We start from the raw sequence: 13,846 nt of genomic DNA, 5'->3' as shown, positions 1-13,846 counted from the left end.
TCCCTGGGACGCGCTCGCCACGGCCCTGTGTGAATGGCATATCGACGGAGAGCCGATCTTCGTCGAAAGCGAACGCACTTCTTTGACACGGTCGTTGCTCGAGGACCTCAACCTCGTTCTCGGGCGCATCGCTCACCGACTTCACGGGCGCGGTGCCGTCCTGATGCTGTTCGTTGACGACCTCGATATCCTGTTGAGCGAAAGTGCGGATGCCAACATGGCGCGTACCTTTCTCGGCGCCATGTCATCGATGGCAGCGACCGGAAGGATTGCGATCATCGCCACCTGCCAGGATGCCGCCCAGCACGGACACGTCGCCCGATACACGCCCATTCCGCCAGTAACCTTCCAGCTGACCGGTCCCACACCGGGAGAACTCGCCCTGATGATCCGCCTGCCAGCGCGAATGGCGCGCTTGCGGTTCGAGCAGGAAGCCGGCACCGAACAGTTGCTAGACGATGTCCTGCTCGAACATGCCCGAGGCATGCAGCATCCCTTGCGTGTGCTGCCCTCCCTACTACGACGGCTCTATGACGCGAGGCGCGACGACGGGATCCTGACCTTCGAGACCTACCGGCAGGCTTGCGCGGACCTCGCGCTGGAGGAGCAAACCCAAGTCGAACAAAGGACGCGACACCGCGTGCGGCGCCGGACGCTCGCTGTTCGGCTGCACCGCCGGTGGAGGGAGCGTGTACTGAGGACGTTAGCGATGCTGGTCATCAGTGCCTGCTGCCTCGGAGCGGTCTCGGTAGCCTGGGTTGCTGCGTGGTAGCAAAAAAGGTTCTTCGCGGAATGCCGGGGACGCCGAAGACGGTGAGGCGCAGAGCCTTCGGCGTGCAGACGTGGCGGCGCAGAGCCTTCGGCGGCGCGGACGTCGCGGCGCAGAGCCTTCGGTGCCCACCCTCGCTGCTCAGACAGTCCTCCGCGTTTCGTACCGGAAAGGCCGCTGCGCGGCCGTGTACTTATCTGGCCTACGGCCGCTCCACTTGTGCGGAACTCGCCTCGAGGGTGGGCACCGAAGACTCTTCCCATCCCTGAGGTTCGTGCGGGTCGAGCCGACGAAGCAACGCAGCCTCAGGTTGCCGTCTAGTCGGCATCGCCAAACGGTCGACCCCAGCGCGCTGAGATCGTCCGCGAGGCAGAGTAGTGGCGAGGAAAACGCTCGCCGCGCCGGAAATGACGTATCTGCGCGACCGTCGTAACGGCTAGCTTCGGCGGCAGCACCCACGCCCAAYGGCTCTCCGTCCAGCTGACCGTCGCGTCGTGAGAGACCTTGGTGTCCACCCTCGAGGCGAGTTCCGCACAAGTGGAGCGGCCGTAGGCCAGATAGATACATGGGCCGCGGAGCGGCCTTTCCTTKTCGAACGCGGAGGACSTGTCTGAGCAGCGAGGGTGGGCACCAAGGTCTCCCCGCGAGACGCCCAAGTGTACGAAGCGACGGCRAAGCCGAGCCCGCGAAGCCGAAGGCGAGCCAKGCSCGAGGTGCGAGGTGCGAAAGAATGCCCCGCCAGAAACCCGAGCGGTCGKGTCCCGGTAATCCGCGAAGAACCAAAAAAAAAGCCCCTGATTTCTCAGGGGCTTTTTCCGTTTGGCTGGGAGACTAGGATTCGAACCTAGATAGACAGCGTCAGAGGCTGTCGTCCTACCGTTAGACGATCTCCCAATAAACCTTGGCTCGACACGCTCTGACCTTAGTGCGTCGAACTTTGAAGCGCGATGATTAGCGCTTCGAGAACTGCGTTGCGCGGCGGGCCTTGTGCAGACCGACCTTCTTACGCTCGACTTCGCGAGCGTCGCGGGTCATGAAACCAGCCTTGCGCAGCGGCGACTTCAGCGCTTCGTCGTATTCGACGAGGGCGCGGGAGATGCCGAGGCGAATGGCGCCGGCCTGACCCGTGATGCCGCCACCGGCGACGGTGACCATGATATCAAACTTGTCGACGTTTTCGGTCAGTTCGAGCGGCTGGCGCACGATCATGCGCGAGGTCTCGCGACCGAAGAACTGGTCGAGCGGCTTGCCGTTGACCACGATGCCACCGGTGCCCTTGCGGAGGAACACGCGGGCGGCGGAGGTCTTGCGGCGGCCGGTACCGTAATTCTGCTGGGTAGCCATGTGAATTCCTTAGATTTCCAGCGCCTGAGGCATCTGCGCGGTGTGCGGGTGCTCGGCGCCGCCGTACACCTTGAGCTTGCGGTACATGGCGCGACCCAGCGGGTTCTTCGGCAGCATGCCCTTGACGGCGATTTCGATCACGCGCTCCGGGTGGGTAGCCAGCAGATCCTTGAGACTCATGGTCTTCAGGTTGCCGACGTAGCCGGTGAAGCGGTGGTACATCTTGTCGTCCAGCTTGGCACCGGTCACGGCCACCTTCTCGGCGTTGATCACGACGATATAGTCGCCGGTATCGACGTGGGGGGTGAACTCGGGCTTGTGCTTGCCGCGGAGGCGACGCGCGACCTCGGTCGAAAGACGACCCAGGGTCTTGTTCGTGGCATCAACCACGAACCAATCGCGCTTGACGCTTTCCGGCTTGGCGGTGAACGTTTTCATTTCAAATACCTGGTTTGCCGCCGTTGAGACGGAACACGGAATCGGTGAAAGCAAAGGCGCGAGAGAATAGCGGACTTTTCCCTCATCGCGCAAGCCCACCGTGCAGGTGAGCTTCGGGCCGACAATCATAATTGATCACGGGGCCCATTCACAAGCGGTCCCGGTTCCGGCGCGGCTACCGCGACAAGCGACCGCAGCGTCTTCATCTGGATTCGGGAAGCGCCCATTATAACCTGCGTCGTATCCGTTCGTAAGGAGTTTTTTCATGACCGTTCGCACCCTGACCCCTTTCGACCGCCTTCTCAGCGGCCTGGAACGCGCCATGGAAGCCGTGTCGGGCTCGCCCGAGCCCGCGCGTCGTTCTCCCGGCGACGCCGTGCCCGACGCGCCGCTGGACGACACCGAGCGGCGCCACGCTGCCGGCCTGATGCGGATAAACCATGTCGGCGAGGTCTGCGCGCAGGCCCTCTATGTCGGCCAGGCCGCCCTGGCCCGCACCGCGGAAACCCGTGAACACCTGATGCATGCCGCCCAGGAGGAAACCGACCACCTGGCCTGGTGCGCAGAGCGCCTCAAGCAACTCGACAGCCGCCCCAGCCTGCTCAATCCCCTCTGGTACGCCGGCAGCTACGCCATCGGCGTGGCGGCCGCCGCCGTGGGCGACCCGATCAGCCTGGGCTTCGTCGTGGAAACCGAGCGTCAGGTAGAGGCCCATCTCGCCGAGCACCTCGAGCGCCTGCCCGCACAGGATGACCGCAGTCGCGCCATCCTGCGCCAGATGCAGGCCGACGAGATCCGCCACGCCGATGCGGCACAGGCGCGGGGCGGTATCGACCTGCCCTGGCCCCTGCCGCGGCTCATGCATGCGGCTTCGACAGTTATGAAGGCCGTTGCCTATCGCATCTGAGCGTCGGCCGGCTCAATCAGCCGCCCTTGCCGCTTGCAATGCCATCGAGCTCGGTGACCGCATCGTCCGGAAGCGCCAGCTGGGCCGCCGCGAGGTTCTCACGCAGATGGCCGACGGACGATGTGCCCGGAATGAGCAGGATGTTGGGGGAACGCTGCAGCAGCCACGCCAGCGCAACCTGCATGGGCGTGGCATCGAGACGCTTGGCGACATCGGACAGCGTCGACGACTGCAACGGCGTGAAGCCACCCAACGGAAAGAACGGCACGTAGGCCGTGCCCGCGCGAGCCAGCTCGTCGATGAGTGCATCGTCCTCGCGATGCGCCAGGTTGTACTGGTTCTGCACACCCACGATGTCGGTGAGCTTGCGACCTTCGGCGATCTGCGTCGCCGTGACGTTGCTCAGCCCGAGATGACGGATAAGCCCCTTACGCTGTAGCTCGGCCAGCACCGAGAGCGGCTCTTCGATCGAGCCTTCCGCCGGCCCGTGCACGTCGAACATGGCGCGAAGGTTCACGACGTCGAGCACGTCCTTGCCCAGGTTGCGCAGGTTGTCGTGCACGGCCCGGGTGAGCTCGTCGGCTGAAAACGCCGGATGCCATTCCCCCTTGGGACCGCGCACGGCGCCCACCTTTGTAACAATGACGAGATCGTCCCGATACGGGTGCAGTGCCTCGCGGATGAGCTGGTTGGTAATGTGCGGGCCATAGAAGTCGCTTGTGTCGATGTGGTCGACGCCGCTCTCCACCGCCTCGCGCAGGACGGCCAGGGCCCCGTTGCGATCCTGCGGCGGACCGAAGACGCCCTTGCCGGCGAGTTGCATGGCGCCATAGCCGAGCCGCTTCACAGGGCGGCTGCCGAGGGTGAACGTTCCGGATGCGTTGGTCTGGGACATGGTCGGTCTCCTTGGGTAGAGGTCCATCCTAGGCGCTGGGTGTCGACGCGATAAGCGTGCACAATCGGGACGGGTCGTGCGTGTTTCCGCACAACGCCGCACCGGGGACGTGACCATGAAGACCGATCTATCCGACCTGAGCGCCTTCGTCGCCGTGGCGCGAGCCCGGGGCTTCCGCGAGGCTGCACGGCTGAGTGGCGGCAGCGCCTCCGCACTGAGCGAAGCGGTCCGGCGGCTGGAGAGCCAGCTCGGCGTTAGGCTACTCAACCGGACAACCCGCAGCGTGGTGCCGACGGAAGCGGGCGAAGGCCTGCTCCTGCGACTCGGACCGGCACTGACCGAGGTCGACGCAGCGGTCGACGTGGTCAACGGCTTTCGCGACAGGCCGGCGGGCACACTGCGCCTCAACGTACCGATCAGCGCCTCCCGCCTCGTACTGCCAGCGATCGTGCCGCCCTTCCTCGCGGCCTACCCGGATATCCGGCTCGACGTGACGACCGAGGAGAGCTTCGTCGATGTCCTCGCGGCAGGCTGTGACGCCGGCATTCGCTATGACGAGCGACTGGAACAGGACATGATCGCCGTGCCGATCGGGCCGCGCCTTCAGCGCTTCGCTGCAGCGGCCTCACCCGCCTACCTGGCGCGTCGCGGCCGCCCCGAACATCCGCGCGACCTGCTCGATCACGACTGCCTGCGTGGACGCTTTCCGAGCGGCCACATGCCTGCCTGGGAGTTCGAGCGGGAGGGCGAAGAGATCGCCGTCGATCCGTCGGGCCCGATGATCGTGCGCATTGGCGGCGGCACCGATCTCATCGTCGATGTGGCCCTGGTCGGCACGGGCATCGTCTATCTGTTCGAAGACTGGCTGCGCCCTTACCTCGACAGCGGCGCCCTCGAGCCCGTCCTCGAACCATGGTGGCCGAGCTTCTCAGGCCCCTTCCTCTACTACCCGGGGCGACGACTCGTCCCTGCGCCGCTGCGCGCCTTCATCGAATTCATCAAGGCCAACACGTCGGCATAAAAAAACCCCGCTTTCGCGGGGCTTTTCGTCACATCAGGTTACGGCCGTGGAAGAGTTCCTCGATCTCGCGACGCAGCAGCGATTCGATGCGCTGGCGCTCCTTGAAAGAGAGGTCGTCGGCCTGGGCCTCGAAGAGGTACGTATCGAGGTCGAAGTCCTTGATGTGCATCTTCGTGTGGAAGATGTTTTCCTGGTAGACGTTCACGTCGAACATCTCGTACTTCTGGCGGATGTGCTTGGCCAGATAGTCCTGCACCGAGTTGATCTTGTGATCGATGAAGTGCTTCTTGCCCTTCACGTCGCGCGTGAAGCCGCGCACACGGTAGTCGGCAATGACAATGTCCGATTCGAAGCTGTCGATCAGGTAGTTCAGGGCCTTCAGCGGCGAGATGACACCGCAGGTGGCGACGTCGATATCGGCGCGGAAGGTCGCGATGCCGTTATGCGGATGCGTTTCGGGGTAGGTATGGACGGTGATGTGGCTCTTGTCCATGTGCGCTACGACGGCGCCCGAGATCGTGTCGCGGCCAAGCTTCTCGACCACGGGCTCCTCGGAAATGAGGATGGTGACCGACGCGCCCTGCGGATCGTAGTCCTGGCGCGCAATGTTCAGGATGTTCGCACCGATGATCTCGGCCACGTCCGTCAGGATCTGGGTCAGGCGGTCGGCGTCGTACTGCTCATCGATGTATTCGATGTAGTTCTGGCGCTGCTGCTCAGAGACGGCGTAGCAGATGTCGTAGATGTTGAAGCTCAGYGCCTTGGTGAGGTTGTTGAAACCTTGCAGGCGAAGGCGGGGAAGCGGTTTGACCACAGCGACTCTCCGAGGCCGGGGGAATGGACGGCCAGCAGTAGACGCGGGTTAGCAGCTAGGGTCCCCGCAAAGAGGAAAGAGAACAGGCAAACCCGAAGTCTGCCTCCCCCTTATGAACGGCGTAAGACAAGGGGTCCGGCGCCGAGGGGGTGAAATTATGAGGCAAGATGGCGAAAATTTGAACACGTCGGTCACCTTTCACGTGGAAGTGTGGATTTTGACGACCGGATGTCTGCAATAATCCGCCGGGGACATGGCGAGTCAACGACACCTGACGGAATTCCGTCGGTCGGCCGCTGAAGGGGACGCCATGCCAGTGAGACTCAACGGAATCTGCTGTGGCTCAACTTAAATATCTGTTGCAACAGGCATTCGAACGGTCCCAGGCGCCGCTGGGCTTCGCGCCCGATCCGGCCTCGATGGGTCGTTTTCTGGACGCTTGCCACCGCCGCCGCTATCCGGGGAAGACGGCGATCATCCGACCAGGTGATCCCGCCAACACGCTCTATTACGTGGTCGAAGGCTCACTCGCCGTCTGCACCGAGGACGAGGAAGGCCGCGAACTGATCCTGGCGTACATCAACCGGGGCCAGTTCATCGGCGAGATGGGACTGTTCGTCGAGCAGGCCCAACGCGAATCGCTCGTGCGCACCCGCACGCCCGTCGAAATGGCCGAGATCAGCTACGAACGCTTGTTCCAGCTGCTCGAGGGTCCCCTTTCGGCCGAATGCCCCAAACTGCTCTTCGCGATCGGTTCCCAGCTGACCCAGCGTCTGCTGCGCACCTCCCGACAGGTCAGCCGCATGGCTTTCATGGACGTGACCAACCGTGTTTCGCGCACCCTCCTGGACTTGTGCCAGGAGCCGGACGCGATGACCCACCCCGACGGTACGCAGATCCGCATATCGCGGCAGGAAGTCAGCCGGATCGTCGGCTGCTCCCGGGAAATGGTCGGCCGCGTGCTCAAGCAGCTCGAGGAAGAGCGGATGATCGACGTGGCCGGCAAGACCATCGTGGTGCGCGGTACCCGCTGAGCCCTCAGGGGCCCTGGTAGATCATGTAGACATCCGCCCGCTCGTAATGCGAGCCCGGGCGGATGGTCGGCTGGCGGACGAAGCCGGCCCGCTCATACATGCCCATCGCGCGGGCGAGCTTGCTATTGGACTCCAGGAACAGCTGTGAACCGCCGCGCTGGCGGTACTCGCCGATCGCCGCGTCGAGCAGCTTGCGGCCGGCGCCCAGCCCCCGGTAGTTCTCGTCCACGCCCATCTTGGACAGCTCGAAGACTCCCTCGCCTTCGCAAAGCAGGGCGCAGGTGCCGACGACCTCGCCGGCATACAGTGCGAAGAAAATCGCACCGCCGTGCGCAAGGACCATGCCTTCGGGGTCGGCGAACAGGGCCCTGTCCACGTCCTCGACGCGAAAATAGCGCTCCAGCCACGCCTGGTTGAGTCGGCGGAAGTGCTCACGCAGGCCCGGCTCGAACGGCACCACCTCGACCTGCTCCCGTGAAAGGGCCGTCCGCTGCGCGAGGATCGCGTCGACCAGTGGCCGCTCACCGAGCGCCTGCTCACAACCATCGATAGCGTCGAGGAGGGCGAGGCCGCGAGGCCCCATGGACTCGGCCATGCCGCGGCGAATGGCGAGCCAGACGGGACCAAGCGCGCCTAGCGCTCGCTCGCCGGCATCGGTCAGCGCGAGCACGCTGCGCCGGCCGTCCTGGGGATCGCGCTGTCGCACCACCATGCCGGCATCGACCAGCCGGTCGGCCAACTGACTCACGGCGGAGTGAGTCTGGCCGATGGCAGTCGCCATATCCGTCACGGTGGTCGGACCCACATCGCGCAGAAAGCGCAGCACCGGAAACCAGCGCGATTCGATGTCCGCACCGCACGCCCGATAGACCTCGTCGACGGCCTGATAGAAGTGGTCACTCAGCGCCTTAAGGCGACTGCCGAGAGCAAGCTCGCGCAGGGAAGACAGGTACATCGCGGATCCGGGGACGGGGACGGATAGCGAGGCTAGCGGCGGCGGGCTTGCGCGCGCAAGCATTTGCGCGCCACTAGTACCAGTAGAGGACTTCCAGCTTGTCACCGAGGGCGCGTCCGGCCTTTCGTTGGGCTTTCGGGCTGGGGTTGACCAGCTTCGCCGCCTCGGCCGCACGCAGCATGGGCAGGTCCGACAAGGAGTCGCTGTAGGCCACGGCCCAGGGCCTTCGTACGCCGGCCCGCTCGAGCGTCGTGACCTTCACGCCGTCGACGTTGTGCCGGGTGAAGTGGACACCGAACAGGCCGCCTCGCGTCTGTGACGCAATCAGTTYGTAGCCCGTGAGGTTCACCTCGTCGAGGATCGCCTCGACCATGGTGAGATCGTTACCGCTGATGATGATCACCCGGTCGCCAGCGTCGACATGACGACGCAGGGTGGCCACGGCATCGCGCAGGAACACGCCCGGACGTCGTGCATACGTACGCGCATAGGCGGCCACCTGGCGACGATAGGTCGCTTCGCGACGACCGAAGGTCACCACACGGAGGAAGACGCGCCCGAGCAGTCGGTTACCGGCGACCGTACCGATAAGCAGGGGGATGAACGGCAACAACGGCAATGCCAGCAATACGCGCCAGCGACCGATGCCGGAAAGCCGCTCGCGAAAGAACAATTCCAGCGTCTGGTGACGGACGATGACGCCGTCGAAGTCGAACAGTACGACGCGTCGTGCGTCAGCGGCGGTGTCATCGACGACCGCCGTTTCAATCCCCTGATTCATTCGGCTTCTAGTGTTTGTGCGGGTGACTGTGCGGAGGCGTGCCGAACAGCTTGCGCAGCTCGGCGCCGGGATCGGCGGCGCGCATGAACGCCTCACCGACCAGGAAGCAGTCGATGCCCTTGTCGCGCAGGACCTTCACATCTTCGATGGTGTGGATGCCGGATTCGGCGACCAGCGTGCCATCGCCGACGCGGTCTTTCAGGCGCAGGGAGGTACCGAGCGAGGTCTCGAAGGTGCGCAGGTTGCGATTGTTCACGCCGATCAGGGGCACGGGAAGGTCGAGTGCCACTTCGAGTTCGGCTTCGTTGTGCACTTCGACGAGCACGTCCAGATCCAGTTCGGCCGCCAGCATGGAAAGCTCCAGCAGCGCAGCCTCGTCATAGATCACATCGTMGCCTTCCTTGCTCGCAAAAGCAGCCACGATCAGCAGGATGCAATCGGCGCCGATCACGCGGGCCTCGTACACCTGGTATTCGTCGACGATGAAGTCTTTGCGCAGGATCGGCAGCGAGCAGGCCTCGCGCGCTTCGCGCAGGTAATCTTCATGACCCTGGAAGAAGTCGGCATCGGTGAGCACGGACAGGCATGCCGCACCGCCGAGCTCGTAGCTGCGCGCGATCTCGGCCGGATTGAAATCGGCGCGGATCAGGCCCTTGCTCGGGCTGGCCTTCTTGATCTCGGCGATGACTGCCGGGTTACCGTCATGCAACTTGGCGTCGATCGCGGCGACGAAGCCCCGCGTGGCTTCCAGGTCCGCCACGCGAGCGGCAAGGTCGTCCAGCGACCGCTTGCGCTTACGCTCGGCGACTTCTTCCGCCTTGCRGTGGAGGATGCGATGGAGAATGTCGGGCATCGAAGYGCTTCCTTGGGTAAGGACGGGGTGGGGAGCCCCGACGATATCAGGCGCCGAGCCGCTGCGTCGCGGCCACGAACGTATTCATTTTTGCACGAGCGGCGCCACTTGCGATGGTCGACCGGGCCAGATCGATGCCTGCCTGTATGGAGGGCGCCACATCCGCCGTGTACAGGGCCGCGCCCGCGTTCAGGCAGACGATATCGTGAGGTACACCCGGAACGCCGGAAATCGCGTCCAGCAGCATGGCCCTGGATTCGGTGGCGTCGTCCACGCGGAGGTTTCGGCTGGAGGCCATGGACAGGCCGAAATCCTCCGGCTCCACCTCGTATTCGCGCACCACGCCGTCGCGCAGCTCGCCCACCAGAGTGGCTGCGCCGAGCGAAATCTCGTCCATGCCGTCACGCCCCCAGACCACCAGGGCATGCTTCGCCCCCAGCGCCTGCAGGGCACGCACCTGGATGCCGACCAGATCGGGGTGGAACACGCCCATGAGGATGTTGGGTGCGCCCGCTGGATTGGTCAGTGGCCCGAGGATGTTGAAAAGGGTGCGCACGCCCATTTCCTTGCGCACCGGTGCCACAACCTTCATCGCCGGGTGGTGGTTCGGCGCGAACATGAAGCCGATATCGGTTTCGTCCATGCACACGGCCACCTGGGCCGGGAGCAGGTCGATGCGCGCACCGAGCGCTTCCAGAACGTCCGCGCTGCCCGACTTGGACGACACGCTGYGCCCACCGTGCTTGGCGACACGGGCGCCCGCCGCCGCCGCGACGAACATCGACGCCGTGGAGATGTTGAACGAGGACGCACCGTCACCGCCCGTGCCCACGATGTCGATGAAGTGGGGATGCGGACCCACCTCGACCTTCGCGGAGAGATCGCGCATGACCCGCGCGGCGCCCGTGATCTCGCCGACGGTTTCCTTCTTCACCCGCAGGCCGGTGAGGATGGCCGCCGTCATCAGCGGACTCACGTCGCCACGCATGATCTGATGCATCAGCTCGATCATCTCGTCGTGGAAGATCTCGCGGTGCTCGATCGTGCGCTGGAGCGCCTCGGAGGGAGTCATCGGCATGGAACGGGGATCCTTTCTTACGCGGCGAGCGGCAACGGCATGCCGAGGAAGTTACGCAGCAGGTCGTGGCCGTGCTGGGTGAGGATCGATTCCGGATGGAACTGCACGCCTTCGATATCGAGGGTGCGGTGGCGCAGGCCCATGATCTCGTCGAGCGAGCCGTCTTCGCGCTCGGTCCAGGCGGTGACTTCAAGGCAGTCCGGCACCGAGTCTTTCTCTACCACCAGCGAATGGTAGCGGGTGGCCTCGAACGGGTTCGGCAGGCCGGCAAACACGCCCTGCCCGCGGTGTTTCACCGGGGAGGTCTTGCCGTGCATGATCTCGCGCGCCCGGATCACCTTGCCACCGAAGACCTGACCGATGGCCTGGTGCCCGAGGCAGACGCCGAAAATCGGCAACTCGCCGGCGAGCTCGCGGAGGATGTCGATCGACACACCCGAATCGTCCGGCGTGCCCGGCCCAGGCGAAATCATGATGCGAGAGGGCGCCAGCGCGCGGATATCCGCGACGGTGAGGGCGTCGTTGCGCACCACCTTGACCTCCTGACCCAGCTCGCCCAGGTACTGGACGAGGTTGAAGGTGAAGCTGTCGTAGTTGTCGATCATCAGAAGCAAGGTGATACCCATGCTTTGGAATGGGGGGGATCGCCATTATCCATCAAGCCGGGTAGGACGCACAGGAGAGCGCCCGCCCCTTTACCCTCGGCGCTCGATGGGGTCTGGACGGTCATTGACACGGTGCGGGCCCTTCCAGCCCGGCGTGCTACCGGAAACGAGCGAATCCCAGTCCGTGGGTGGGTGGCCTCGGCCCAGCATCCTCGTGAAGACCGCATACGGATCCGATCGTGATCCGGAGGCTCGTAGGGTTGCCTCATCGTTTACCCACGCGTAAACGATGACGCGCGAACGCGAGTCGAAACGAAAGAACACTCGAAACCGTCGACCGATTTTCGCCCGACGCCAATGACGATGCGCCGCACCCAGTGTCGTGCCCTGGYGGTACTCCTCGCGAGCAGGGTCGCCAGGCACGACTTCCAGGAGCAGCCTGGTCAATGCGCGAAACAGCTTTACGTTCGCGTTGCTTTCAGAACCGGTCGAATTCTGACGTTGCGCCTTCATGGCAGCGGTACGAAGGCGCGAAAGCTGATCGATAATGCCCTCGTGGAAAAGCAGCGTCCATCCGTTGACCTGCATCAGAGTTCCACATCGCCTTCAATGTCATCGGAGATATCCTCGACATGTGCTGCGCTCGCAAGCATGTCGCGGATGAGATCGTCAGGAAGGTTACCGACGTTGCGTCCGTGCCGTATGTCATCCTCGAGCAAGTTAAGAAAGGCGCCAATCGCAGGATCATCGTGGGCCAACGCTGCGGAAGTGACGATGACTTCGCCGTCCCGAACCTCGAAGGCGACCTTCCCGCCCGCTTCCACGCCCAGAAGCTGCCGAACCGCTTTGGGTAGCGTGATCTGCCCTTTGGATGTGAGGGTGGCAATTTCCTGGATGCTCGGCATATTCGCTGCTTCTCTGTGCGCGTGCCCCACGGTAAGGAATATTCCTTACGATTGCAATGGCCGGCGGGTTCACGCCACTGTCTCTGCGGGTTTCCAAGGATGCTCTCATGCGCAACCTCGACTTCAGCTCCTGGCAGGGGCTCCTCTCCACCCTCTTCGGCCTGGCGGTCATCACGCTCATCGGCGTGGGCATCCGGCTGCTTGCAATGCAGACGATCCAGCAGCGGCGTGAGCGCGAGAACCGGCAGATCAACGAACGCTTGCGCACCCTGATTGCGGCGTACAAGACACTGGGCGGTTCGTTCACGGGAAACCTTGCTGTCGACCCCACGCATCTACGCGATCTCAAGCGTCTGGATGCGGAGCAGACCGCCATCGATGCCGCTGCGGCGCAGGGCAACGAGCGGGCGCGTCGCGTGCGTGACGCGGTAGAGGCCGCGCTCTCGGACATTATCCTGCTCGGCACTGAAAAGCAGGTGGAGCTGGCAGCGCGCGCAGCGACCGAGTTAGCCGAGGGACGTCCCACRCACACCGCAGAGCTCGTCATCTCCCTGCGTGACTTCATCCGCAGCGTGCTCGATCTGGATGCGATTCCGTCGAGCGTCGTGATTCCGAAGCAGGGCCCGACGCGCCCGGCGAGTGGATCGGGCGGTAAGTCGCGCGGCGAAGGCGGCAAGGGCGAAGGCCGTGAGGGCGGCGGCGGAAAAGCCGGCGGCGGGGGCGGGATGGGCGGCGGCATGGGTGGCGGAGGCATGGGCGCTGGCATGGCCGGCGGTGCAGCAGCAGGCGCTGGTGTGGGCCTCTCAGCCGACGATGAACACGATCACCACGCCTAGAAACAACACCCCCGCCGCCCTGCCCGACCGGCTCAACGCCAATCTCGACAGGGCGGCGAGGGAAGGCTGATCTTCAGCCGATCGCCTTGAGCAGGTCGGCCGTGGTCGTGGTTTCGGCCAGGCGCGGGAAAATCGTGTTGACGCTGTTGTCGTGGGCGCTGGCCACCATGTCGGTCATCGCGTCAGGCACGATCACGACGTTGTAGCCAAGCTCACTGGCGAAACGCGCGGTGGACTCGACACCGATGCTGGTAGCGATACCGACGATCACCACCTGCTCGACACCCTTGCTGCGCAGCCAGCTGTCGAGATCGGTGCCATGGAACGCACCCCAGCGCTTCTTTTCGACGATGTGATCGGACGGCGCGCGCTCGATCTCGGGAATGAATTCCACGAAGGACGGATCCGACGGGAAGGCGCGCGCGCCCGCATCGGTGCGGCCCGGCGCGGCACCTGTGACATGCACGAGCACGACCGGACGACCCGATGCGCGGAACGCACGGGCGAGCGAAGCGGAACGCGCGACGATATCCGCGGTGTCGTGCGCGGTCGGCAGCGCGACAATCCCCTTCTGGAGGTCAACGACGATCAGGGCGGCGTTGGTGTCGAGT

The 13,846-nt window shown here is 64.3% G+C and carries 17 protein-coding genes and 1 tRNA gene; 5 read left to right on the top strand and 13 right to left on the bottom strand.

Annotation, left to right across the window (positions count from 1 at the left end; translation table 11 throughout):
- Positions 1-772 (top strand): nSTAND1 domain-containing NTPase (locus tag AC1DT2_RS06550; protein WP_477295276.1); only part of this gene is annotated, 772 nt, incomplete at its 5' end.
- 817 nt (positions 773-1,589) lie between these two features.
- On the opposite strand, the gene AC1DT2_RS06545 is transcribed toward AC1DT2_RS06550, so the two are convergent.
- From AC1DT2_RS06545 to rplM, 3 genes are all read right to left on the bottom strand, one after another.
- Positions 1,590-1,663, bottom strand: a tRNA-Gln gene (locus AC1DT2_RS06545).
- Between the two features lie 57 nt (positions 1,664-1,720).
- A complete protein-coding gene (gene rpsI, locus AC1DT2_RS06540) occupies positions 1,721-2,113 on the bottom strand; it encodes a 30S ribosomal protein S9 (RefSeq protein WP_036138010.1) in 393 nt (130 codons plus the stop codon).
- 9 nt (positions 2,114-2,122) lie between these two features.
- Positions 2,123-2,551, bottom strand: a complete 429-nt coding sequence (rplM, locus tag AC1DT2_RS06535) for a 50S ribosomal protein L13 (RefSeq protein ID WP_063571418.1) — start codon at positions 2,549-2,551, stop codon at positions 2,123-2,125.
- A gap of 265 nt (positions 2,552-2,816) precedes the next feature.
- On the opposite strand from rplM, the gene coq7 reads away from it, so the two are divergent.
- Positions 2,817-3,458 carry a 2-polyprenyl-3-methyl-6-methoxy-1,4-benzoquinone monooxygenase gene (gene coq7, locus AC1DT2_RS06530; protein ID WP_213949797.1) on the top strand — a complete coding sequence of 214 codons (642 nt, stop codon included), beginning with the start codon at positions 2,817-2,819 and terminating at the stop codon, positions 3,456-3,458.
- A 16-nt stretch (positions 3,459-3,474) separates the two neighbouring features.
- Here coq7 and AC1DT2_RS06525 read toward each other — a convergent pair whose 3' ends face one another.
- Complete coding sequence (locus AC1DT2_RS06525; protein WP_477295273.1) at positions 3,475-4,353, bottom strand: aldo/keto reductase family oxidoreductase; 879 nt, start codon at positions 4,351-4,353, stop codon at positions 3,475-3,477.
- 136 nt (positions 4,354-4,489) lie between these two features.
- Here AC1DT2_RS06525 and AC1DT2_RS06520 point away from each other — a divergent pair, with 136 nt between their 5' ends.
- Entirely contained in the window at positions 4,490-5,374 is an 885-nt protein-coding gene (locus AC1DT2_RS06520) for a LysR family transcriptional regulator (RefSeq protein ID WP_477295278.1), read from the top strand.
- 28 nt (positions 5,375-5,402) lie between these two features.
- Here the strand turns inward: AC1DT2_RS06520 and speD are convergent, their stop codons facing one another.
- Positions 5,403-6,188 (bottom strand): adenosylmethionine decarboxylase, encoded by a 786-nt coding sequence (gene speD, locus AC1DT2_RS06515; RefSeq protein WP_036109987.1) that lies wholly within the window; start codon positions 6,186-6,188, stop codon positions 5,403-5,405.
- Positions 6,189-6,526: 338 nt separating this feature from the next.
- Here speD and crp point away from each other — a divergent pair, with 338 nt between their 5' ends.
- Entirely contained in the window at positions 6,527-7,222 is a 696-nt protein-coding gene (crp, locus tag AC1DT2_RS06510; RefSeq protein WP_046966863.1) for a cAMP-activated global transcriptional regulator CRP, read from the top strand.
- Between the two features lie 4 nt (positions 7,223-7,226).
- On the opposite strand, the gene AC1DT2_RS06505 is transcribed toward crp, so the two are convergent.
- The 7 genes from AC1DT2_RS06505 to AC1DT2_RS06475 form a co-directional block, all read right to left on the bottom strand.
- Complete coding sequence (locus AC1DT2_RS06505; protein ID WP_213949799.1) at positions 7,227-8,177, bottom strand: bifunctional helix-turn-helix transcriptional regulator/GNAT family N-acetyltransferase; 951 nt, start codon at positions 8,175-8,177, stop codon at positions 7,227-7,229.
- 73 nt (positions 8,178-8,250) lie between these two features.
- Complete coding sequence (locus AC1DT2_RS06500; RefSeq protein ID WP_477295269.1) at positions 8,251-8,958, bottom strand: haloacid dehalogenase-like hydrolase; 708 nt, start codon at positions 8,956-8,958, stop codon at positions 8,251-8,253.
- A 7-nt stretch (positions 8,959-8,965) separates the two neighbouring features.
- Positions 8,966-9,811: an indole-3-glycerol phosphate synthase TrpC gene (gene trpC, locus AC1DT2_RS06495; protein WP_477295267.1), complete on the bottom strand. Its 846-nt coding sequence runs from the start codon at positions 9,809-9,811 to the stop codon at positions 8,966-8,968.
- Between the two features lie 46 nt (positions 9,812-9,857).
- A complete protein-coding gene (gene trpD, locus AC1DT2_RS06490; RefSeq protein ID WP_477295265.1) occupies positions 9,858-10,889 on the bottom strand; it encodes an anthranilate phosphoribosyltransferase in 1,032 nt (343 codons plus the stop codon).
- A 17-nt stretch (positions 10,890-10,906) separates the two neighbouring features.
- Positions 10,907-11,503, bottom strand: coding sequence for an anthranilate synthase component II (locus AC1DT2_RS06485; protein ID WP_213949853.1), 597 nt, complete (start codon positions 11,501-11,503; stop codon positions 10,907-10,909).
- Between the two features lie 81 nt (positions 11,504-11,584).
- On the bottom strand, positions 11,585-12,082 hold the full coding sequence (locus tag AC1DT2_RS06480) for a type II toxin-antitoxin system YhaV family toxin (RefSeq protein WP_477295263.1): 498 nt from the start codon (positions 12,080-12,082) through the stop codon (positions 11,585-11,587).
- Complete coding sequence (locus AC1DT2_RS06475; protein ID WP_063573029.1) at positions 12,082-12,399, bottom strand: type II toxin-antitoxin system PrlF family antitoxin; 318 nt, start codon at positions 12,397-12,399, stop codon at positions 12,082-12,084. Before AC1DT2_RS06475 ends, AC1DT2_RS06480 begins: the two co-directional genes overlap by 1 nt.
- 107 nt (positions 12,400-12,506) lie before the next feature.
- Here AC1DT2_RS06475 and AC1DT2_RS06470 point away from each other — a divergent pair, with 107 nt between their 5' ends.
- Positions 12,507-13,235: a hypothetical protein gene (locus tag AC1DT2_RS06470; protein ID WP_477295260.1), complete on the top strand. Its 729-nt coding sequence runs from the start codon at positions 12,507-12,509 to the stop codon at positions 13,233-13,235.
- A gap of 73 nt (positions 13,236-13,308) precedes the next feature.
- Here AC1DT2_RS06470 and AC1DT2_RS06465 read toward each other — a convergent pair.
- Positions 13,309-13,846: isochorismatase family protein (locus AC1DT2_RS06465; RefSeq protein ID WP_477295258.1), on the bottom strand; the 538-nt coding region annotated here is incomplete at its 5' end.

The sequence above is a fragment of the Luteibacter sp. P4_E6 genome, from assembly GCF_056401535.1.
This window is presented reverse-complemented; position numbering and strand designations above follow the sequence as displayed.